Genomic DNA, 19,783 nt, shown 5'->3' with positions numbered 1-19,783 from the left:
TTCACACCTCTTCCTCGTGTTGCAGCTCGAACAGCAGCAGCGAGCGCCCGGTCACGGCATATTCATGGTCAAAATCGAAACGTTCCTGGCCGCGCACGGCCGGCTGGTTGGTATCGACCATGCAGGTCCAGAAACCGCCATCCGGCACCTGGGGCAAGCGGAAGTTCACCAGGTCATGGTGCGCATTGACCACCAACAGCAGCGTAGCATCGGCCCCCGGCCGGCGGATCCCGGTTTCCTGGGCGCGCCCATCCATCAACATGCCCAGGCAACGGCCCTGGCTGTCTTCCCATTGCTCGATGGTCATTTCATTGCCATCGGGGGCCAGCCAGGTCACGTCCTTGACCCCGATGTCCTCGTTATAGTCGCCCACCAGGAAGCGCCCGCGACGCAGGATGGGGTAGGCCAAGCGCAACTTGATCAGGCGTTTGACGAACTTGAGCAGGGACTTGCCATCCTCATCCAGCTCCCAGTTGACCCAGCCGATTTCGCTGTCCTGGCAGTAGGCGTTGTTATTGCCGTGCTGGGTGCGGGCGAACTCATCCCCGGCCACCAGCATCGGCGTGCCCTGGGCCAGCAGCAGGGTGGCGAAGAAGTTGCGCATCTGGCGCAGGCGCAGCGCGTTGATCTCCGGGTCTTCGGTCGGTCCTTCGACGCCGTGGTTCCACGACAGGTTGTTATTGCTGCCGTCCTGGTTGTTCTCGTCGTTGGCTTCGTTGTGCTTGTCGTTGTAGGACACCAGGTCATGCAGGGTGAAGCCGTCGTGGGCGGTGATGAAGTTCACCGAGCTGTAGGGGCGGCGCCCGCGCTGGTTGAACATTTCGCCGGAGGCGGTCATGCGCCCGGCAAAGTCCGCCAACTGGCCGTCATCGCCTTTCCAGAACGCGCGCACGGTGTCGCGGAAACGGTCATTCCACTCCACCCAGCCCGGCGGGAAGTTGCCCACCTGATAACCGCCGGGGCCCACATCCCAAGGCTCGGCGATCATTTTTACCTGGCGCAGCACCGGGTCCTGGCGGCAGGCCACAAGGAAGCTGTGACGCTCGTCGAAACCGTCGTGATAACGCCCGAGGATGGTCGCCAGGTCAAAGCGAAAGCCATCCACATGCATCTCGGTGGCCCAGTAACGCAGGGAGTCGGTGACCATTTGCAGTACACAAGGGTGGCTCAGGTCCAGGGTGTTGCCGGTGCCCGAGTCATTGATATAGAAGCGCTTGTCGTCAGGCATCAGGCGGTAGTAGGAGGCGTTGTCGATGCCGCGCATCGACAGGGTCGGGCCTTGCTCGTTGCCTTCGGCGGTATGGTTGTAGACCACATCGAGGATCACTTCCAGCTTGGCCTCGTGCAGGTGCGCGACCATTTCCTTGAACTCGGCGATCTTGCCGCTGGCCAGGTAGCGCGGGTCGGGGGCAAAGAAGGCGATGCTGTTGTAACCCCAGTAGTTGGTCATGCCTTTTTGCAGCAAATGCTGGTCATTGACGAAGGCATGCACCGGCAGCAACTCCACCGAGGACACCCCCAGTTGGCGGATGTGCTTGAGCACATCGTCCACCATCAACCCGGCGCAGGTACCGCGCACCGCTTCAGGGACCGAAGGATGGCGCATGCTGATGCCGCGCAGATGGGTTTCGTAGATGATCGTGCGGTCCCACGGGGTGCGCACCGGCTGGTCGTTGCCCCAGGTATGGGCCGGGTCGATGACTTTGCATTTGGGCACGAAGGGCGCGCTGTCGCGCTCATCGAAACTCAGGTCGGCGTCCGGGTGGCCGATGGTGTAGCCAAACAACGCTTCGGACCATTTGAGCTCGCCCACCAATTGCTTGGCATAGGGGTCGATCAGCAATTTATGGTGGTTGAAGCGATGGCCGTTGGCGGGATCGTAGGCCCCGTATACCCGGTAGCCATAGATCAGCCCGGGGTGGGCATCGGGCAAGTAGCCGTGGAAGGTCTCGTCGGTGTATTCCGGCAGTTCGATACGTTCCAGCTCGACTTCGCCGGTATCGTCGAACAGGCACAACTCAACCTTGGTGGCGTTGGCCGAGAACAGCGCGAAATTGACCCCCAGACCATCCCAGGTCGCGCCGAGGGGGAAGGGCAAGCCTTCACGAATGCGCGATGGCTCGGTAGCGGGTGTCTTGCTCATGGTGTTGCTCCTGCAGGGTTTTTCAGGCCGAACGGGGCCGTGCTGACATCAGGTCAGATCAATCGTTGAGTGTGCTGCAGGAGCCGGTGGCCGGCTCCTGTGGGAAGGTGGATCAGCCGGCAGGCTTACGCGCCGCCCGTGGTTTTTTGGCGACCGCCGGTTTTTCCGCAGCCGGCTTTGCCTTGGCCTTGGTGCCTGTCTTGGGTTTACTCGGGGTCAGGGCCTCGGCTTCGGCCAGCTTGCGGGCCATTTCCCAATGACGGGCTTCCTGGCCCTCAGGTTTACCTTCGGACTCCCATATCTGATACGCGAATTCACGAACGCGTTTGTCTTCGGTGCTCATCGCAATGCTCCTCACAGAAAATTTCAGCTTTCTTGATCGTCAGAATGGATAAAGACATTTACCGGGAGTACCCCCAGGGCAGCGCTGATCAGTAGCTCCTTGTTGGGTGTGACTGCGCCTGTTTGCAAAAGTCCCTTCCAATTTTGCAGCGTGGCGTCGAACGGTAATGTGATCCGGGTATCGCCCCAAACCTGCGCATCCACCCGGGGCTGGGCGCTGTTTTCAAGCAGAGCGTGGGTCCAGCGTGGCACCACCACCAACAGCCACTGGCCTTGATATTCGCGGCTGAAGGCGACAATCCGTTGGGCATGCCGGCCCAGCACTTGCAGCGGTACATAGCGTCCCCTGGCAAACAACAACGGGTAGGCCTTGCGCAGGTTCAACACCTGGGCAATCAGCGCCTGCTTCAAGTGCCCGTCACGCCAGCGCTCAAGCAAGGCGCCGGGTGCTGCCGCCAATGCCTGTTGCCGGGCATTGAAATCCACCGGCCGCCGGTTGTCCGGATCCACCAGGCTCAAGTCCCAGAATTCGTCGCCCTGGTACAGGTCCGGCACGCCTGGCACGGTGTTGCGCAGCAAGGATTGCGCCAGCCCGTTCAACGCGCCGGCGGGGGCGATGGCCTCGGCCGCCGCGTGGATCGCGGTGCGCAAGGTCAGACCAACGGGCTCGAGCAACAAGCGCCTGAGGAAGGCTTCGACACCTTGCTCATAAATATCGTTGGGGGCGCTCCAGCTGCTGTGCAGCTTGGCTTCGCGCAGGGCTTTTTGCTGCCACTGCCAGAGGCGCTGCTGATAGTCGTCGGTGTTCTCAATGCCCAGGTCCAGGGGCCAACTGCCCAGCAGCACCTGATACAGGATCAGCTCATCACCGGCCGAGGGGATGGCCGGATCATCGCGCAAGGGCGCCGCCAGCCTGCGCCACTGTTGCACCTGCTCGGCATACCAGGGCGCGCACTCGCTGAGCACCGCCAGGCGCGCTCGGCTGTCTTCGCCGCGTTTGTGGTCATGGGTGGCGGTGGCCAGCAGGTTATCGGGGAAGGTCTGCAGGCGCTGCTGGTTGGCGGCATGGAACTCGGCCAGGGGCGCGCTGAACTGTTCGGTACTGAAGCCCACGTCATTGCGCGAGAGCAGCACTGCCGAGCGATAGAAAGCGGTGTCTTCCACGGCCTTGGCGGCTGCCGGCGAGGTCAGTTGCTGGAAGCGCACGCAGGCATGCTTGAGGATCTTGCGCGGCTGCCCCACCGGGCGTTCGCGCCAGAGTTGGCCGCCGAGCCACTGTTGCAGGTAGTCGAGCACTGGCCAGTCGGCTTCGCTCAAAGTCCCACGGGCACCGGCCAGCGCCTGCTGGAACAGCGCCTCGTCAGCGGCGCTGCGGCCACAGGCGCTGATGTAGGTGCGGTACACCGGGAAGTGCACGATCAGCTCCTGCAAGGCGCGGCGGATCGCGCCCAGGGTCAGGTCACGGCTCATCACATCTGCGCGGGCCACTTGCAGCAGGGCCTGGGCCACGCTCTCAAAATCCCCGGCCAGGGAGCCGTTGAGGATTTGTTGCCGGGCCAGCCAGGCTTCCTCGATAAACGCCGACGGCCGCTCGCTGGCCTCGCTCCACAGCTGGGCCAACGCCTCGAACCCCTGGGGGTCGTGCTGTACCAGCGACACCTGGTTCATGAACTCATAGCCGGTGGTGCCATCCACCCGCCAGTCTTCGCGCAGGGTTTCCCCGGTGCCGAGGATTTTCTCGACAAAGATCGGCAAGTGCCGGCTCGGCGACAATCCATCCACCCGGCGCCGCAACTTGCGGCAGTAGCCACGGGGATCGGCCAGGCCGTCGATATGGTCGATGCGCAGGCCATCCACCAGGCCCTCGCGGATCAGCTGGAAAATCTTGCGGTGGGTGGCCTCGAACACCGTGGCCCGCTCCACCCGCAGGCCGCCCAACTCGTTGACGTCGAAAAAGCGCCGCCAGTTGATGTCATCCGCCGCCGTGCGCCAACTGGCGAGGCGGTAGGCTTGCTGCTCCAGCAGTTGGTGCAACCGGGAAAACCCCTCGGGCTGGCGCGCATCAAACAGCGCCAGGATGTGCTCGATGGCTGTCAGGTTCAGGGGCTCGCGCGCCTGTACGGCCAGTTCCTGTTTCAGGCTGGCGGCCAGGGGCCAGGCATCAGCCTGATAGGCCAGGGCGCTGAAGCGGTCGGCCAGCTCTTTGAGGGGCGGATGCAGGCGCAGGATATCGCCGTAGTCCCTGGGGCAGATCGGGAAGCGGTGCTCGTAGTGCTCGACAAAGAAGCTGCCCTGGGCCGGGTCAAACCGCAGGGGCAGGTTGCCGCTTTGCAAGGCCTCGCCGTAATCGCTGCCGAGGAAGGGCATCAGCAGTTGGCCCTTGAGCAGCGGGTCGGGGGAGTGCCACTGGATATCGAAGAATTCGCAGTAAGGGCTCAGGCGCCCCCATTCCAGCAGATCCAGCCACCAGGGGTTGTCGCTGCCACCGACGGCCATGTGGTTGGACACGATATCCAGAATCAGCCCCATCTCATGGGCGCGCAGGGCCGCCACCAGGCGACGCAAGGCGGGTTCGCCGCCCAGTTCCGGGTTGACGGTGGTCGGGTCGACCACGTCGTAGCCATGCATTGAACCGGCTCGGGCCTTGAGCAGGGGCGACGCATACAGGTGGCTGATGCCCAGGCGGGCAAAATACGGCACCAGCGGCACCGCATCGTCGAGGGTAAAGCCTTTGTGAAATTGCAGGCGCTGGGTGGCTCGTAGCAAGACGCTGTTCATCGGTCACGCTCTAGGGCTTGATTACGGGCGACCGCCAGTAACTCCAGGCGGCGCGCAGCGTTGTCATCGTCGAGCAGGTGCGCGGCGTCCCCCGGCAGGCGCCGTCGCCAGTTGGGATGGGTGTCGGTAGTGCCGGGCAGGTTGGCTTGCTCTTCGACGCCCAGGGCATCTTCCAGGGGCAGCAACACCAGCGGCGCACGGGTGTGGCCGAGGTAGCGCACGCTGGCATCGAGCATGTGGTCGGTTTCGTTGCGCAGCTCATCGAGAAAGTTCTGCGGGTCTTGAACCAGGGCCCGGCGCAGTGCTTCACGCTCGCGCTGGCGGTGCTCACTCCATTGCTCCACCGTCGGCGCGTCGATCAGTCCCAGTTGCACATTCCAGTCGATATCGCGGCTGTGCCACCAGCCATTGAGCGTCGGCAGGTCATGGGTACTGGTGGTGGCCAGGGCGTTATCCGGCCAGTCGAGGATCGGCGTGAAGCGCCCGCCGTGGTCCTGTTCGAACAGCAATACGCGCATGCCCAGCATGGCCCGGGCGCTGAGTTTTTCCCGCAGGCCCTCGGGCACCGTGCCCAGGTCTTCGCCGAGCACAATCGCTTGGTGCCGGCTGGATTCCAGGGCCAGCAGGCGCAGCAGGTCGTCCACCGGGTAATACAGATAAGCGCCTTGTTTGGGTGAAGCGTCCCTGGGGATCACCCACAGCCGTTGCAAGCCCATCACATGGTCGATACGCAAGCCGCCAGCATGGGCGAAGTTGGCCCGCAGCATTTCGATAAACGCGCGAAAACCGTTGCGTTTCAGGCCTTCGGGAGAGAACGCGGAGATGCCCCAGCCCTGGCCGGCACGGTTGAGGATGTCCGGTGGCGCACCCACCGTCAGGTCGGCCAGCAGTTCATCCTGACGGCTCCAGGCCTGGCTGCCGGCGCCATCGGCACCCACGGCCAGGTCGGCAATCAGGCCGATGCCCATGCCACTGCCGCGGGCGGCTTGTTGCGCACGTTCAAGGCAGCGGGCGATCAGCCATTGGTTAAAAGCATAGAAGCCAATGGCTTCGCCTTGCTCGGCGGCAAATTGTGCCAGCGCGGCGCTGCCTGGATCGCGCCACTCCTCGGGCCACTGGCGCCAGTCGAGGCTTTCGCCGTTGGCGGCGCGCTCGGCCTGGATGGCTTCGAAGCGGCAGTGGTTTTCCAGGGCCTCACCGCCGGCCTGGCGAAAGCTCAGGAAGTCCGCCTGCTGCGGGTGCTCGCCCTGGCAGAAGTCCTCATACAGGGCACGCAGCAGGCGTTGCTTGGCCTTGGCGGCGGCAGGCCAGTCGATCAGGCTTTGTTGTTCCAGTTCGTGCAGCTGATCGGCCAACCCGGTGGACTCGATAGCGCTGCGCACTGCGCGCTCGCCGAGGATGCACCCCGGCGAGGCGTACAAGCTATTGAGGAACAGCCGGCTGGACGGCGAGTAGGGGCTGTAGCGCGTGGTATCGGCGCTGAACATTGCGTGCAGCGGGCTGATAGCCAGGGCATCGACGCCCCGTTCAGCGGCGGCGCGGGCCAGTTGTTCCAGGGCCTGGGTGTCGCCAAAACCGCCGTCGCCGCTACGGCGCAAGGCATACAACTGGGCGCTCAGGCCCCACGCACGGGCAGGCTGGCTGTCCACCGCCTCGGCCACGCTGAAACAGCGCAGGGGCGCGACAGCCAAGGTGAAGGACTGGCCGCCGATCTGTACCCGCTGGTAGCCCACGGGCAAGGTGCCGGGCAGGTTGGCCTCGGCGTCCAGCTCAAGGCTTTGGGTACTGCCATCCTCCAGGTAAACCTGGCACGGCGTGCCGGGAGCAAAGTATGCGGCCAGGTCGAGGCTGCTGCCGACATCCACGGTTAACAGTGGCGCCAGGTGCCGGTCTCGTTGCACACGTTCCAGGTCTTGCAGGCTGGCAGCGATGGCTTCATCGGTGTCGGCGGGGTGGCCAAGGCCGTTGAGCACGGCGCGCAAGGCGTCGGCGCTGACATGTTGCGGACGGCCATTGGCGTCGATCCAATCCACCGCCAGGCCCGCGCGGCTGGCGAGTATTTCCAATTGCGCTTCGCTCAAGGGTGCTCTCCAACAGGTGATGAGGTGTCGCCCGGCGTCAGGCTGACGCGGGCGCAGAAGGGCGTGAGTGACCCAGGGTCGCTGCTGGTGCTGAACAGCTCAGTGATGCTGGCCGGATGGTGCAGGGTGGCCGCACTCAGGTTGAGGTCTATCTGCAGGATGCTGCCATTGCCCATCCGCCAGCGGGCCGATACCGCGCCCTGGCCCAGGACCTGCGCGCCGAGGGCCATGCTGCCGGGCAGGTGGGGCACGATATGTTGCCGGCGCAGGCCCAGCAGCTGGCGATACAGCGCCGCAGGCGCCTGGCTAAACTGCGGGATGCAGCGCTCGAAGGTCTGCAGCGCGTTGGGGTCGGGAATCTGCGCGCGGCGCTCGGGGTCGCTGAAGGCGGCGAAGTCAGCAAACTCATTGCGTCGGCCTTCGCGCACGGCCTCGGCCAGTTCGCCGTGATGGTCGGTAAAGAACAGGAAGGGCTGCTCGGCGGCGATCTCATCGCCCATGAACAGCAGCGGGATCATCGGCGACATCAGCAACAAGGTGGTCGCCGCCTGCAACGCCTGGGGCGAACACAGTTGATGCAAGCGCTCGCCAAGGGCGCGGTTGCCGATCTGGTCGTGGTTCTGCAAAAACAGCACAAAGGCACTGGGCGGCAAGTGCTCGCTGGATTCGCCACGCCGGGTACCGTGGCGCGTGGTTTCACCCTGATAGATAAAGCCTTCGCCCAGGCAGCGCCCCAGTTTGGCGGTGGGTTCGTCGGCAAAGTCGGCGTAATAGGCGTCGGTCTCGCCGGTCAACAGCACGTGCAGGGCGTTATGCCCGTCGTCGTTCCATTGCGCATCGAAACCCTGCTGCAACAGGCTGGCCTGGTTGAATTCGTTTTCCAGCACCAGCCACACATGGCGGTCCGGGTCCACCTGCTCACGCACCCGTTGGGCCAGCTCCTTGAGGAACGACGGGTCGTCGATGGCATGCACGGCATCCAGGCGCAGGCCGTCGAAGCGGTATTCGAGGAGCCACATCAGCGCATTGTCGATAAAGAAGTCGCGCACCTCGCGGCGGCGAAAGTCGATCCCGGCGCCCCAGGGGGTGTGGGTGTCTTCGCGGAAAAAGCCTTTGGCGTACTGGCCCAGGTAGTTACCGTCGGGGCCGAAGTGGTTGTAGACCACATCCAGAATCACCGCCAGGCCATGCTCATGGGCCCTGTCGATCAGCTGTTTCAACTGCTCCGGTGTGCCCAGGGAGGCTTGCGGCGCGTAGGGCAGCACCCCGTCGTAGCCCCAGTTACGCTCGCCAGGACACTGCGCCAGCGGCATCAGCTCAATGGCGGTGATGCCCAACTCGGCCAAGCGTGGCAGGTGTTGCTCTACAGCGCTGTAGCCTCCCAGGACCCCCACATGCAGCTCGTAGATCACCGCTTCATGCCAGGGTCGGCCCTGCCAGGCGCTGTGGCGCCAGGGGTAGGCCAAGGGATCGACCACCACGCTGTCGCCATGTACATCCGCGTGCTGGAGGCGCGATGCCGGGTCCGGCACATCGCGCTCGCCATCAATATTAAAGTGGTAGCGGGTACCGGCCCCACAGCGCACGTCAGCCACAAACCAGCCGGCTGCCTGGGGCAGCATGGGCACCGACTGCCCCCCTTGCAGCTCGACGCTGACATAAAACGCATCAGGCGCCCACAGGGCGAAGCGGGTGTGTTGCGCATCCTGCATGATCGCGCCGTGGGGCCATGTTTCCAGAGTCCGTGACGGCATCTATCCTAACCTCTTTATACTTTTCCTGATTTTCCCAGCGCTTTCGCTACCAGTTGTTCGTAAAGTTCGGCATAGGGCTCCACCGCCTGGCACCAGTTGAATGGCGCGGACATGGCCCGGCAGCGCATGGCGTTGAGCAGGCCGGGGAAGGCAAACACCTTGAAGGCACGGGCGAGGGCGGCTTCGTAGCTTTCGACGGTAGATTCGTCGAACAAAAAGCCGGTCACGCCATCTTCGATGGTGTCAGCCAGACCGCCAGTATTGCGCGCCACCGGCAGCGAACCGAAGCGCTGGGCGTACATCTGGCTCAGGCCGCAGGGCTCGTAGCGCGAGGGCATCAATAAAAAGTCGCTGCCGGCAAACATGCGGCGGGCGTCGGTTTCGTTAAAGCCGATCCGCACGCCGATGCGGCCGGGGAAACGCAGGGCCAGGGCGCGCATGGCTTGTTCTTCTTCCGGCTCGCCACGGCCGATAATAGCAATTTGCCCGCCGTTTTCGACGATAAAGCCGGCGACGGCTTCGGTCAGGTCCAGACCTTTTTGGTAGACCAGGCGAGACACCACGGCAAACAGCGGGCCGCTGGACGTGTCCAGGCCGAACAGCTTGCGTACGTGGCTGGCGTTGACCGCCTTGCCTTGCCAGTCGCCGATATTGAATGGGTGGTCCAGGTGTGGGTCGGTGGACGACTCCCAGCTTTCATCAATGCCGTTGGGGATGCCACTGAGCAGGCCTTGCTGGGTCTTGCTGGCAAGGAAGCCATCCAGGCCGCAGCCGAACTCGGGGGTGGTGATCTCCCGGGCGTAGGTGGCGCTGACCGTGGTGATATGGCTGGAATAGGCCATGCCGGCCTTGAGGAACGACATCTTGCCGTAGAACTCCATGCCTTCCTGTTGCAAGGCATGTTCGGGAATCCCCAGTTCCGGGCACGAGGCCAAGCTGACCACGCCCTGATAGGCCAGGTTATGGATGGTAAACAGCGTGGGGGTGCGCGAACCCCGCCAGTGCATGTAGGCCGGCGCCAGGCCGGCTGGCCAGTCGTGGGCATGCACCAGGTCCGGGCACCAGTGGATTTGCGCGAGGTTGGCGGCGATATCGGCGGCGGCCAGGCCCAGGCGGGCGAAGCGGATATGGTTGTCGGGCCAGTCGCGGCCGTTGTTGGCGCCATAGGGCGTGCCTTCACGCTCGTACAGTTCGGGGCAGATCAGCACATAGATGACCAGGCCGTCCTTGAGGTCCATGCGCCCGATCTTGCACGGTGGCAGCGCGGCATGCCCACCCAGTTCGCCAATGATATGGATCGGGTTGTCGCTGTCCAACACCTGGCGGTAGCCCGGAATCAGCACCCGTACATCGTGCAGGTGGGCCATGGCTCGGGGCAGGGCAGCGGACACATCCCCCAGGCCGCCGGTTTTCACCAGATCAGCCAGCTCCGAGGTCACAAACAGTACTTTCTTACGATTGGGATTTTGCGACGACACCGACCGCACTGGGCCGGGAAGGTCAACCAAGGTGGTTGGTCCATCGACCGGCTGACTAAAACGCTGTCCCTGAGTTCCCGAAGCGGCACTTATCATTGTTCTCTCCCATGTGTTGGTCAACTGAGCGCCTGAGGCCCCAGCGAAAATCAACCGCGTCCTGCGGTCACGCGCACTAGCACTGCACAGACTGGCAAGGCTTATGCCAATTGCACCGAACTGATAAATAGATTGGATGGGCGGACGTCCGGCTGGCGCCGGTGGCGTGCGTCCTACCTTAAACCTGACCTACGGCAGAGTTGGAAAGTTTCGATTTATTGCGGGGGCTTTTGTTCTGATCGTGACCCATCGGTCATCAGTCTAGGACACAGCCCAGAGCCTGCAAGGGCTGTGGGAAAAATTTGTAGGACAATATCTTTTTTGCGGCGGTGTGGTGGGTGGGGATCGTATCGATGGCTGGGTGTGTAGAGGCACGAGAGGGGGACTGCTGCGCAGTCCAACGCGGGCAAGCCCGCTCGCCACAGGGGATGGGTGCCTCTTGGCGGGGCGCCGAGGCAGTGCTGCTCGATAGTGGTGCGCGGTCGTGCTTAAAGTAATTTATTAAGAGTTAATATAGTTATATATCAATGAGTTATAGGTGATATCTAATGTTTTTTATCAGTTCAGGCCGCGCCGTATCTCCCCCGCAGCCCATGCCTGGATGTCTTCAATCATCTGCCCATAGAACTGCCGGTAGTTCTGCTCGCTGACGTAGCCCACATGGGGTGTGGCCAATACATTGGGCAGATGGCGGAACCCATGGTCCACTGGCAATGGCTCCTGCCCGAACACATCCAGCGCTGCGCCGGCCAATCGGCCATGGCGCAGTGCATCGACCAACGCCGCTTCATCAACGATCGGCCCGCGTGCCGTGTTGACCAGGCGTGCACTGGGCTTCATCCAGCCCAGGGCCTGGGCATCCACCAGTCCACGGCTGCGCTCGCTGAGCACCAGGTGAATCGACAGCACATCGGCTTGCTCGAACAATTGGCGCTTGCTGACCCAGGTTACCCCCACGGCGGCGGCGCGTTCCGGGGTAAGGTTTTCGCTCCAGGCAATCACGCGCATGCCAAACACCTGGCCAAACTGCGCCACGCGCTGGCCAATACTGCCCAGGCCGAGGATGCCCAGGGTCTTGCCATGCAGATCGCCGCCCAGCCCTTGTTGCCACTGGCCGGCGCGCAGGGCGTTGGATTCAGCCAGCAGATTGCGCGTGGATGCCATGATCAACGCCCAGGTCAGCTCCGGCGCCGCGTGCTTGTAGCTGTCGGTGCCGCACACCTGGATGCCCAGGGCCTTGGCCGCGGCCAGGTCGATGGCCGCATTGCGCATACCACCGGTGACCAGCAGTTTAAGCGCCGGCAACCCTTGCAACAGCGCCTGATCGAAAAGCGTGCGCTCGCGCATCACGCAAATCACCTCAAACCCCTGCAAACGAGCGATCAGGGTGGCGGTATCAGCCGGATAGTCGTGCAGGAAATGCACCTGGCCGACCGCCTCCAGCACGGACCAATCCACCACGTCCCGCGCGACGTCTTGCCAATCATCTATGACTGCGATCTGTACTGACATACACACCTGCCTTGCGTTAACTGGGGATGACCGTTACACCCAATGCACAGCCATTGCCACCACCGCGTAACGGGCCGCCTTGGCCAGGCTGACGATCAATATAAAACGCCAGAGCGGCTCCCGCATCACGCCGGCCACCAGGGTCAGTGGGTCGCCGATGATCGGCAGCCAACTGAGCAGCAGTGACCAATGGCCCCAACGACGATAATGGCCGCGGGACTTTTCCAACTGTGCAGCGCTCACAGGAAACCAGCGACGGTCCTTGAACAGCTCGACCGAACGGCCCAGCAACCAATTGACCAACGAGCCCAATACGTTGCCCAGGGTCGCGATGCCGAGCAGTAGCCACAGCGAGTAGCTGCCATTGAGCAGCAGCGCCACCAGCACCGCTTCCGATTGCAGCGGTAGCAGCGTAGCCGCCCCGAAAGCGCTGAGAAACAGCCCGGCATAGCCTGCAAACATAGATCAGTGGGCCGGGTATTCGGCTACCACCACATCTTTGCCGGCGCGGGTCAGGCCAATGACTTGATAGGCGTCGCTCATGCCCTGGGTTTCCATCCCTGGCGAGCCCATGGGCATGCCAGGTGCGGCGATGCCCAACAGATCGTCGCGTTTGCGCAGGGCCAACACTTGATCGGCCGGCACATGGCCTTCGACGAACTTGCCGTCGATCACCGCGGTATGGCAGGACGCCAGGCGCGGAGCCACGCCCAGGCGCTGCTTGACCGAGCTCATGTCGGCTTCCACATGATCGTTGACCTTGAACCCGTTGGCTTCGAGGTGGCTGATCCATTTTTTGCAGCAGCCGCAGTTGGCATCGCGATGCACGTCAATCGGGATCAGTTCGGCGGCCTGGGCCAGGCTGGTCATGAACAGGGCGGACAGTAAAGTCAGGCGCAGGGCGGTTTTCATAGACAGGTCCCATCGGTTACGGAGTGCGCAAAGAGCGCGCATTGTCCGCGCTTTTGCGAAGCAGGTGAGGTGGTTATGTTTCGAAATTATACGCGCACGCGACAGTCTCGGAGCTTAGCGTCCGCTGCTGTCAGCAAACTGAGAGAAAGATGACAAGTTTGTCAGCTCAGAACGACTCCAGGCGTTGCTTGAGTTGGTCCATGGCCTGGTTCGACACCGCCACCATGCGTGCTTGCAAGGTATCGAGCTGCAGCTCGGTCTCATAGCTGAGCACCCGGGTAAACAGGGTGCCGCTGCCGCGCGTCTGGAGAAAGTAGTGAATGCTGCCATCCACGGCGAGGGAGGTGAACACGGTCTTGAACTCCCGGGGCGGCACGGCGATCTGCACCCGGTAGCTCATGGGCACTCGTACCCCCAGCAGGTCGATCATTTCGGTGAAGCGCTGGCCAACGGGCAGTGAACCGCTGGTACCGGTGTCTGCGCTCAACGAGGTGGGGTGCCATTCGTGCCAGCGGTCGGGCTGGGTCACATAGTCGTAGACGGTTTCGATGGGGGCTTGGATGTAGCGCTCCTGGCTGATCCGCTCGGCGCGGATCCGGTGATCGACGACACTCATGACACACCTCCTGTGTGGTGAGAACGGGCACTAGGAGCTAGACAGATTAGTCGGACTTACGGGCATTGCACTGGGTGATCAATCTTATAAGCAGGCTAACCACTGGGCATCACCCGCAGAGGGACCGTCATGCACTCATTACACGGGGTAAAAAGAAATAAAAGCCAACGTTTTAGACTGTCAGATTTGACAGTTTTTTATATTCACGACTCGTTATCTAATGAGCACGCAACTTATTAATCAGTCATTTGGATGGCGAGAAAATGTCTAACGATACGCGCACAAGAATTGTGAAGGGCAATGCCCGCTCAACCGGCACCATGCAAGCGACAGTCACCATAGACAATACGCCCGGCACAGACTTTGTTGCGGACTTTGTTTGGTATGGCCGCCTCCAGGATTCAGTTCACCTATACGGTGACCAGGGGACTGCACCCAACCCCACGGCCATCGAAGCGGCTTTGCAGGCTGGCACTCCCTCCGGTAAGTATCAGCTTGGAGACGCGGAGCTGCGCGTCCTGGACTTTTACACGCTGGATTCATCCACGCCATGGATCACAAGAGAGGGCCACGTTGATGTTACGTTTTCTCCAGACGGAAAACGTGCTGAAGGAACGATGTTTATCAAGGCCATACGTGAAAGAAAAACACTGACGGCGTCTGTGAAGTTCGACATGAAAAACCTATGACAGTCTCTTGTTTGCCGATTGCTCCCCTACAAAGGGAGCAATCGTTAGTGATCAGAGCTGATAGTGCTTCAGTTCCCGTGCAATCACCATGCGCTGGATCTCACTGGTACCCTCATAAATCTGCGTAATCCGCGCATCCCGGTAGTAGCGTTCCACCGGGTAGTCTTCCAGGTAGCCATAGCCGCCATGGATCTGCATCGCCGAAGAGCAGACTTTCTCGGCCATTTCCGAAGCAAACAGCTTGGCCTGGGAGGCTTCGGACAGGCACGGCTTGCCCGCACTGCGCAACCGTGCGGCATGCAGGATCAGCAAGCGTGCGGCATTGAGGCGGGTCTGCATGTCGGCCAGCAGGTTGGCCACGCTCTGGTGCTCAATAATGGCCTTGTCGAACTGCACCCGGTCACGGGCGTAGGCCAACGCCGCTTCAAAGGCCGCGCGGGCAATGCCCAGGGCCTGGGCGGCGATACCGATGCGCCCACCCTCCAGGTTGGACAGGGCAATGGCCAGGCCCTTGCCGCGTTCGCCCAGCAGGTTGGCTTCGGGCACGCTGCACTGGCTGAGGGTCACGGCGCAGGTGTCCGAGGCGCGGATGCCCATCTTGTGTTCGGTACGGTCCACGGTGAAACCTGGGGTGTCGGTGGGCACCAGGAACGCCGAAATGCCCTTTTTGCCCAACTCCGGGTCGGTCACTGCAAACACAATCGCTAATTTGGCCCGTTTGCCATTGCTGACAAACTGCTTGGCGCCGTTGATCACCCACTGGCCATCACGCAATTCGGCGCGGGTGCGCAGGTTGTGGGCTTCGGAGCCGGCCTGGGGCTCGGTCAGGCAAAAGCAGCCGATGGCCTGGCCGCTGGCCAGTTCGGCCAGCCAGGTTTCTTTCTGTGCCTGTGTGCCGTAGTTGAGGATCGGCCCGCAACCCACTGAATTATGGATACTCATCAGCGCGCCTACCGCGCCGTCACCCGCAGAAATCTCCTCGACGGCCAGGGCGTAGGCCACGTAATCCACATAGGTGCCCCCCCATTCTTCCGGCACTACCATGCCCAGCAGGCCCAGTTCTCCCATCTTGGCGACCAGGCCGTCGTCGATCCAGCCGGCCTTTTCCCAGGCCTGGGCATGGGGCGCGATTTCGCCACGGGCAAAGTCGCGCGCCATGTCGCGAATCATGACTTGTTCTTCTGTAAACTCAATATCTTGCATGAGTTAGTTCCCGTTCTTCGCGAAGTCTTGGAAGAAGCTGTCGACGTGGTGCTGGTCCAATGCCGAGAGCGTTGGCGGGTTCCAGCGCGGGGCTTTGTCCTTATCGATCAACAACGCGCGCACGCCTTCGATCAGGTCGCCCCGGGCGAACCACTGGCGGTCCAGGTGCAGTTCCAAGGCGAAGCAATCTTCCAGTGCCAGGTGGCGACCGCGTCGCAGCATCTGCAGGGTGACGGCCATGGCCAAGGGGGAGCGGGTCTGCATCAACTGCGAGGTGCTCAGCGCCCATTCATGGCTATCGGCGACGGTCACTTGTTGCAGTTGTTCGACAATGCTCGGCACATCCGGCTGGGCAAAGAAGTGGTCGATGGCCGGGCGCAGGGCGGCCAGTGGCGCATCCGGCAATTGTTGCACCGCAAGCTTGGCCAGCAAGCCTTGCAGGTCCTTGAGTGGCGAATCGTGCCATTGCAGGCGGTCGAGTTTCTGATCCAGTTCCGCCAGCCTGGCGCTGTCGAGGTACCAGTCGGCGAGCCCGCAGTACAGGGCGTCGGCGGCGCGGATCTGCACCCCGGTCACCCCCAGGTAAATCCCCAGCTCGCCAGGAATGCGCGGCAGGAAGTAGCTGCCGCCCACATCCGGGAAGTAACCGATGGCCACTTCCGGCATGGCCAGGCGGCTGCGTTCGGTGACAACCCGCAGGTCGGCCCCCTGGACCAGGCCCATGCCGCCGCCCAGGACAAAGCCGTCCATCAGGGCGAGGACCGGCTTGCGGTAATGATGAATGGCCAGGTCGAGGGCGTATTCTTCGACGAAGAAGTCTTCATGCAGGGTGTCGCCACCCTTGAAGCTGTCGTACAGCGAGCGGATATCGCCACCGGCGCAGAAGGCTTTCTCGCCGGCGCCGCGCAACACCACGGCATGCACCTGGGCATCCTCGGCCCAGGCGCGCAAATGCGCCGAAAGGCTGCGGACCATGTCCAGGGTGATGGCGTTGAGGCCGGCGGGGCGGTTGAGGGTCAGGTGGCCGATATGGTTGCGTACTTCGGCCAGGACGCTGTCCTGGGAGGACTGGGTGCTGCATGTCGCCTGGGACTGAGCCTGAGCAGTCATCTGTAACTCCCTGCTTTTATTGTTCTTTATCAAAATGTTCGCGGGCGAACCATCTCCGGATCGTACCAGTGCAAATTTGCCCAGTACAAGCCGGAATCCTGCAGGTCATCTTTGCATTTATGCAGGGGGTATTCGATAAAAAACCAGGGTGGGTGCGCCTACACCCGGCTGGCCAGCACTTGGCCAATGCTGCGGCGGCGCGCATGGTCTTCAGCGATGTGGATCAGCTCTTCCAGTTCGCTGGGGGTGACGTCGAAAAACTGCTCCATTTGCGCCAACGCCTGCTCCAGGTCCACGGCGGTGATTTTGGCGTCCACCTCCCGAGCGTGCGGTTGCACCATCACCGGCACCTCGGCGGGGCCCTTGGGGTAACGGGTGCGGGTCAGGTTGTTATAGGCCAGGGCCGAGAGCAGCAGGGTGCCAGCCCCCAGCATGACCGGCCCGACCTCCTGCCAACCCAGGGCGATGCTGGCCGGGTCGGCAAGGACCAGGGTCATGGCCAGGCCACCCGAGGGCGGGTGCAGGCAACGCAGCCAGCACATCAGCATCAACGCCATGCCCGCCGCAAGGCAGGCACTGCCCAGGGTCCGGCCCAAGACCCGGGCTACCAGCAAGGCCACCACACTGGCGCATAGATAGCTGCCAATAATCGACCATGGCTGGGCGAGGGCCCCCGATGACACCGCAAACAACAGCACGGCAGAGGCCCCCAGCGGACCCAGCAGGTGCATGGCCACTTCCAGGCCATACACCTGGGCGCAGAGCCATACGCTAAACAGGGTGCCCAGGGCCATGCCGATGGCGGCGCGGCTCCATTCGGCGGGACGGGTATTGATAGCAGCGGGTAACCAACGAGCGAGCATTGCGGGGCAGTCCAATCTTCAAAGGCGAGCAGGAAATAATGCGGGATCAGGCAAAAAGAAGGGCTTTGCGGTTTCCCGCAAAGCCCTGCGAAAGTTCCAACATTTGGGGGAGGAACCGGCGAAGTGTGCCGATCAATCAAACCCCTCGCCAATGCATATTAATGCAGGTTAAGTGCAGTATTTTTGCATCAACATCGCTCCTACCCCAGGCTGACCTTGCCCAGCACCCGCTCGTGGTTCTCGGCATTGATCAACGACTTCTGCACACTTTCCCGCAGCCGTGGGTCATTGGCCAGCGGCCCCTTGAGCGCGACCAGGGCGTCGCGCAACTCCATCAGCCGATCAAGGGTGGGCATGGGGATATAGCCGACATGTACCTGCTCAATAGGCAATTGCTCTTTAGCCATGGCGGCGATCCTCTGAGGCGTCTTTTGAACGTTTGGCGGTAACTATGCAGCACAGATGTAAAACCAGTTTAGCGCCGGGGTTATGGGGCTGATAGGGGCGCTGGTACCGGCATTTACGGATACAAACGTAGGAGCTTTCTTGATAGTGCGTGTGGCGCTTATGACCACCCCACAGGGCTTTAAATGCCTGCTATGGCCCAGCCCGCTCCAGACGCAGCAGCACATAGGTGTTTTTATCGAAGGGCCCCGTCAGTACCGGCGTCAATCCGCGCCAGCGTGGCTCATCGAGGCGCTGGAAATCAGCCTGGTCCATCACCAGCCACGCTGGCGCCGGCAACGAGGCCAGGTCGGCAGGTGCCTGGGTAAACAGCGGCACCCGGTCACATTCCACATTGACCATGAACTTGATGGCCTTGGCGTCTTTACCCAAGCCATGCAATACCAGCGGCGCCGGGTGCTGCTGGATCAGCGCATGGGCCTCGCGGGCAAAGGTGCGGGTGTCGTAGAGACGGCGCTCCACCGGTTCGACCACCAGGATGTACAGGCCCCAAACCGCCAGCACCGCGCAAAACGCCGGCCCCACCGGGCGCCAGCGCCACTTGAGGAGCATCCCCACACTCAGGAGCTGCAAGCCGATCAACAGGCCCAACACGCCCTGGAAATGCTCCAGCTGCGCAGCAAAGCGCTGGCGCGCCACCAGCAGCGCGCCGATCAACAGCCCCGGGGTCAGCGCCCACAGCCCCAGCATCAAGCCCCGCAGCCCCTTGAACAGCCGCCCGTCCACCCTGTGGAACGGGTACGCGGCGATAATCGCCACCATCGGCATCATCGGTAACACATAGCGGGCTTTTTTCGCCTCGGGGATCGACAGGCCAAGCAGCACGATCAAACCCGCAGCCGTGCACCCCAGCAACAACTGCCATGCGCTATCAGCGGTGCGCCGGGCACTGAACAGCACCGCCAGTAGCGCCAGCAGGGCCAACGGGTAGGCCGGGGCGTAGTTGCCCAGGGAGCTGCTGAAGTAATACCAGACGCTGCCGGAGCCTTCGCGGCCGTCCAGGCGCCCGAGGAACTGCATGCGGATCACGTCCTGCATAAAGCTTTCGCCACCACTGACCTTGGCCAGCAACAGCAGCAAGCCGACACACGCCAGCAGCAGCGCCAAGGCCAGCACGCCGAAGCTGAACAACCGGCGCCACTGACGATTGAGCAGGTAATAGCTGCACAACACCCCGGTGGGGATCACGAGGCCGATGGGCCCGCGAATCGCAAAGCCGAGCAATAACAGGAGCAACAGCCAGGGCAGGCGCCGAGGGCTGGCGAAGTGATCGTGGGCGTAGCCCAGGTAAAACAGCGCCAGGGTCACCGCCGCGAGCATCTGATCCAGGGAGACCGCGCGGGTTTCGCTGATAAATGTGCTGCTGAGCAACAACAACGCGATGCTCAGCAGCGCCCAGCGCTGGGAGTAGGGCGCGGTCAGGCGGTAGACCAGGGCGACGATGACCGCCGAGGCAACGGCGGTCGGCAGCCAGGCACTGAAGCTGGTGACCCGCCCCAGGGGCAGCGACAACAGCCAGGTCAGCAGGGTTGAGGTCGACAGGTAATCGGCATACGGCTGGCCATAGGTGGAGGGGAAAAACCCCGGGCCGTGGCGCAACATCTCCTGGGCGAACAGCACAAAGCGCGAGTCAAAACCGATAATTGCCTGGTCCCAGTTGCCGGCGACAAACAGCAGCAGCGCCAGGAGCCCGACGCCCCAGGATTGGCGGTGCAGGGCCGGGCTGGCTAGCGTGTCCACG

The 19,783-nt window shown here is 62.5% G+C and carries 16 protein-coding genes; 1 reads left to right on the top strand and 15 read right to left on the bottom strand.

All coding sequences use genetic code 11. The features are described from left to right. Position 1 precedes the first annotated feature (1 nt). The 10 genes from glgX to HU773_RS14190 form a co-directional block, all read right to left on the bottom strand. Entirely contained in the window at positions 2 to 2,143 is a 2,142-nt protein-coding gene (gene glgX / locus HU773_RS14235) for a glycogen debranching protein GlgX (protein WP_057436597.1), read from the bottom strand. 112 nt (positions 2,144 to 2,255) lie between these two features. Next, positions 2,256 to 2,486 (bottom strand): DUF2934 domain-containing protein, encoded by a 231-nt coding sequence (locus HU773_RS14230; RefSeq protein ID WP_057444084.1) that lies wholly within the window; start codon positions 2,484 to 2,486, stop codon positions 2,256 to 2,258. Between the two features lie 23 nt (positions 2,487 to 2,509). Further along, the gene (locus HU773_RS14225; RefSeq protein WP_186625396.1) at positions 2,510 to 5,263 is read right to left on the bottom strand and encodes a malto-oligosyltrehalose synthase; all 2,754 of its coding nucleotides are present in this window, start codon (positions 5,261 to 5,263) and stop codon (positions 2,510 to 2,512) included. Beyond that, entirely contained in the window at positions 5,260 to 7,344 is a 2,085-nt protein-coding gene (gene malQ, locus HU773_RS14220) for a 4-alpha-glucanotransferase (RefSeq protein WP_186625392.1), read from the bottom strand. The genes HU773_RS14225 and malQ overlap by 4 nt, the downstream gene beginning before the upstream one ends. Beyond that, positions 7,341 to 9,098, bottom strand: a complete 1,758-nt coding sequence (treZ, locus tag HU773_RS14215) for a malto-oligosyltrehalose trehalohydrolase (RefSeq protein ID WP_186625391.1) — start codon at positions 9,096 to 9,098, stop codon at positions 7,341 to 7,343. The genes malQ and treZ overlap by 4 nt, the downstream gene beginning before the upstream one ends. Before the next feature lie 14 nt (positions 9,099 to 9,112). Beyond that, positions 9,113 to 10,672, bottom strand: a complete 1,560-nt coding sequence (gene glgA, locus HU773_RS14210; protein ID WP_186625390.1) for a glycogen synthase GlgA — start codon at positions 10,670 to 10,672, stop codon at positions 9,113 to 9,115. A gap of 558 nt (positions 10,673 to 11,230) precedes the next feature. After that, positions 11,231 to 12,184, bottom strand: coding sequence for a D-2-hydroxyacid dehydrogenase family protein (locus HU773_RS14205; protein ID WP_186625389.1), 954 nt, complete (start codon positions 12,182 to 12,184; stop codon positions 11,231 to 11,233). 33 nt (positions 12,185 to 12,217) lie between these two features. Continuing rightward, a complete protein-coding gene (locus HU773_RS14200; RefSeq protein WP_057436587.1) occupies positions 12,218 to 12,646 on the bottom strand; it encodes a YqaA family protein in 429 nt (142 codons plus the stop codon). 3 nt (positions 12,647 to 12,649) lie between these two features. Then, complete coding sequence (locus tag HU773_RS14195; RefSeq protein ID WP_057436586.1) at positions 12,650 to 13,096, bottom strand: DUF411 domain-containing protein; 447 nt, start codon at positions 13,094 to 13,096, stop codon at positions 12,650 to 12,652. A gap of 166 nt (positions 13,097 to 13,262) precedes the next feature. Further along, positions 13,263 to 13,712, bottom strand: coding sequence for an SRPBCC family protein (locus HU773_RS14190; protein ID WP_186625388.1), 450 nt, complete (start codon positions 13,710 to 13,712; stop codon positions 13,263 to 13,265). 263 nt (positions 13,713 to 13,975) lie between these two features. Here HU773_RS14190 and HU773_RS14185 point away from each other — a divergent pair, with 263 nt between their 5' ends. Continuing rightward, positions 13,976 to 14,401, top strand: a complete 426-nt coding sequence (locus HU773_RS14185) for a Coa1/Tim21 domain-containing protein (protein ID WP_170059165.1) — start codon at positions 13,976 to 13,978, stop codon at positions 14,399 to 14,401. Between the two features lie 51 nt (positions 14,402 to 14,452). On the opposite strand, the gene HU773_RS14180 is transcribed toward HU773_RS14185, so the two are convergent. The 5 genes from HU773_RS14180 to HU773_RS14160 form a co-directional block, all read right to left on the bottom strand. Next, on the bottom strand, positions 14,453 to 15,604 hold the full coding sequence (locus HU773_RS14180; RefSeq protein ID WP_057436580.1) for an acyl-CoA dehydrogenase family protein: 1,152 nt from the start codon (positions 15,602 to 15,604) through the stop codon (positions 14,453 to 14,455). Positions 15,605 to 15,607: 3 nt separating this feature from the next. Beyond that, the gene (locus HU773_RS14175) at positions 15,608 to 16,714 is read right to left on the bottom strand and encodes an enoyl-CoA hydratase/isomerase family protein (protein WP_169989701.1); all 1,107 of its coding nucleotides are present in this window, start codon (positions 16,712 to 16,714) and stop codon (positions 15,608 to 15,610) included. A gap of 158 nt (positions 16,715 to 16,872) precedes the next feature. Then, complete coding sequence (locus HU773_RS14170) at positions 16,873 to 17,577, bottom strand: HPP family protein (protein WP_120733143.1); 705 nt, start codon at positions 17,575 to 17,577, stop codon at positions 16,873 to 16,875. A gap of 200 nt (positions 17,578 to 17,777) precedes the next feature. Continuing rightward, on the bottom strand, positions 17,778 to 17,984 hold the full coding sequence (locus tag HU773_RS14165) for a type VI secretion system contractile sheath small subunit (protein WP_225923788.1): 207 nt from the start codon (positions 17,982 to 17,984) through the stop codon (positions 17,778 to 17,780). A gap of 190 nt (positions 17,985 to 18,174) precedes the next feature. Continuing rightward, a complete protein-coding gene (locus HU773_RS14160) occupies positions 18,175 to 19,782 on the bottom strand; it encodes an ArnT family glycosyltransferase (protein WP_186625386.1) in 1,608 nt (535 codons plus the stop codon). Between the last annotated feature and the right edge of the window lies 1 nt (position 19,783).

It is taken from the genome of Pseudomonas shahriarae (genome assembly GCF_014268455.2).
Taxonomy (GTDB): Bacteria; Pseudomonadota; Gammaproteobacteria; order Pseudomonadales; family Pseudomonadaceae; genus Aquipseudomonas; species Aquipseudomonas shahriarae.
This window is presented reverse-complemented; position numbering and strand designations above follow the sequence as displayed.

Coding starts and splice junctions, on each gene's coding strand:
- HU773_RS14185 (WP_170059165.1), top strand. CDS start 13,976: ATGTCTAACGATACGCGCACAAGAATTGTGAAGGGCAATGCCCGCTCA.
- HU773_RS14195 (WP_057436586.1), bottom strand. CDS start 13,096: ATGAAAACCGCCCTGCGCCTGACTTTACTGTCCGCCCTGTTCATGACC.
- HU773_RS14175 (WP_169989701.1), bottom strand. CDS start 16,714: ATGACTGCTCAGGCTCAGTCCCAGGCGACATGCAGCACCCAGTCCTCC.
- HU773_RS14200 (WP_057436587.1), bottom strand. CDS start 12,646: ATGTTTGCAGGCTATGCCGGGCTGTTTCTCAGCGCTTTCGGGGCGGCT.
- HU773_RS14225 (WP_186625396.1), bottom strand. CDS start 5,263: ATGAACAGCGTCTTGCTACGAGCCACCCAGCGCCTGCAATTTCACAAA.
- HU773_RS14205 (WP_186625389.1), bottom strand. CDS start 12,184: ATGTCAGTACAGATCGCAGTCATAGATGATTGGCAAGACGTCGCGCGG.
- HU773_RS14190 (WP_186625388.1), bottom strand. CDS start 13,712: ATGAGTGTCGTCGATCACCGGATCCGCGCCGAGCGGATCAGCCAGGAG.
- glgA (WP_186625390.1), bottom strand. CDS start 10,672: ATGATAAGTGCCGCTTCGGGAACTCAGGGACAGCGTTTTAGTCAGCCG.
- glgX (WP_057436597.1), bottom strand. CDS start 2,143: ATGAGCAAGACACCCGCTACCGAGCCATCGCGCATTCGTGAAGGCTTG.
- treZ (WP_186625391.1), bottom strand. CDS start 9,098: ATGCCGTCACGGACTCTGGAAACATGGCCCCACGGCGCGATCATGCAG.
- HU773_RS14180 (WP_057436580.1), bottom strand. CDS start 15,604: ATGCAAGATATTGAGTTTACAGAAGAACAAGTCATGATTCGCGACATG.
- HU773_RS14230 (WP_057444084.1), bottom strand. CDS start 2,486: ATGAGCACCGAAGACAAACGCGTTCGTGAATTCGCGTATCAGATATGG.
- HU773_RS14170 (WP_120733143.1), bottom strand. CDS start 17,577: ATGCTCGCTCGTTGGTTACCCGCTGCTATCAATACCCGTCCCGCCGAA.
- HU773_RS14165 (WP_225923788.1), bottom strand. CDS start 17,984: ATGGCTAAAGAGCAATTGCCTATTGAGCAGGTACATGTCGGCTATATC.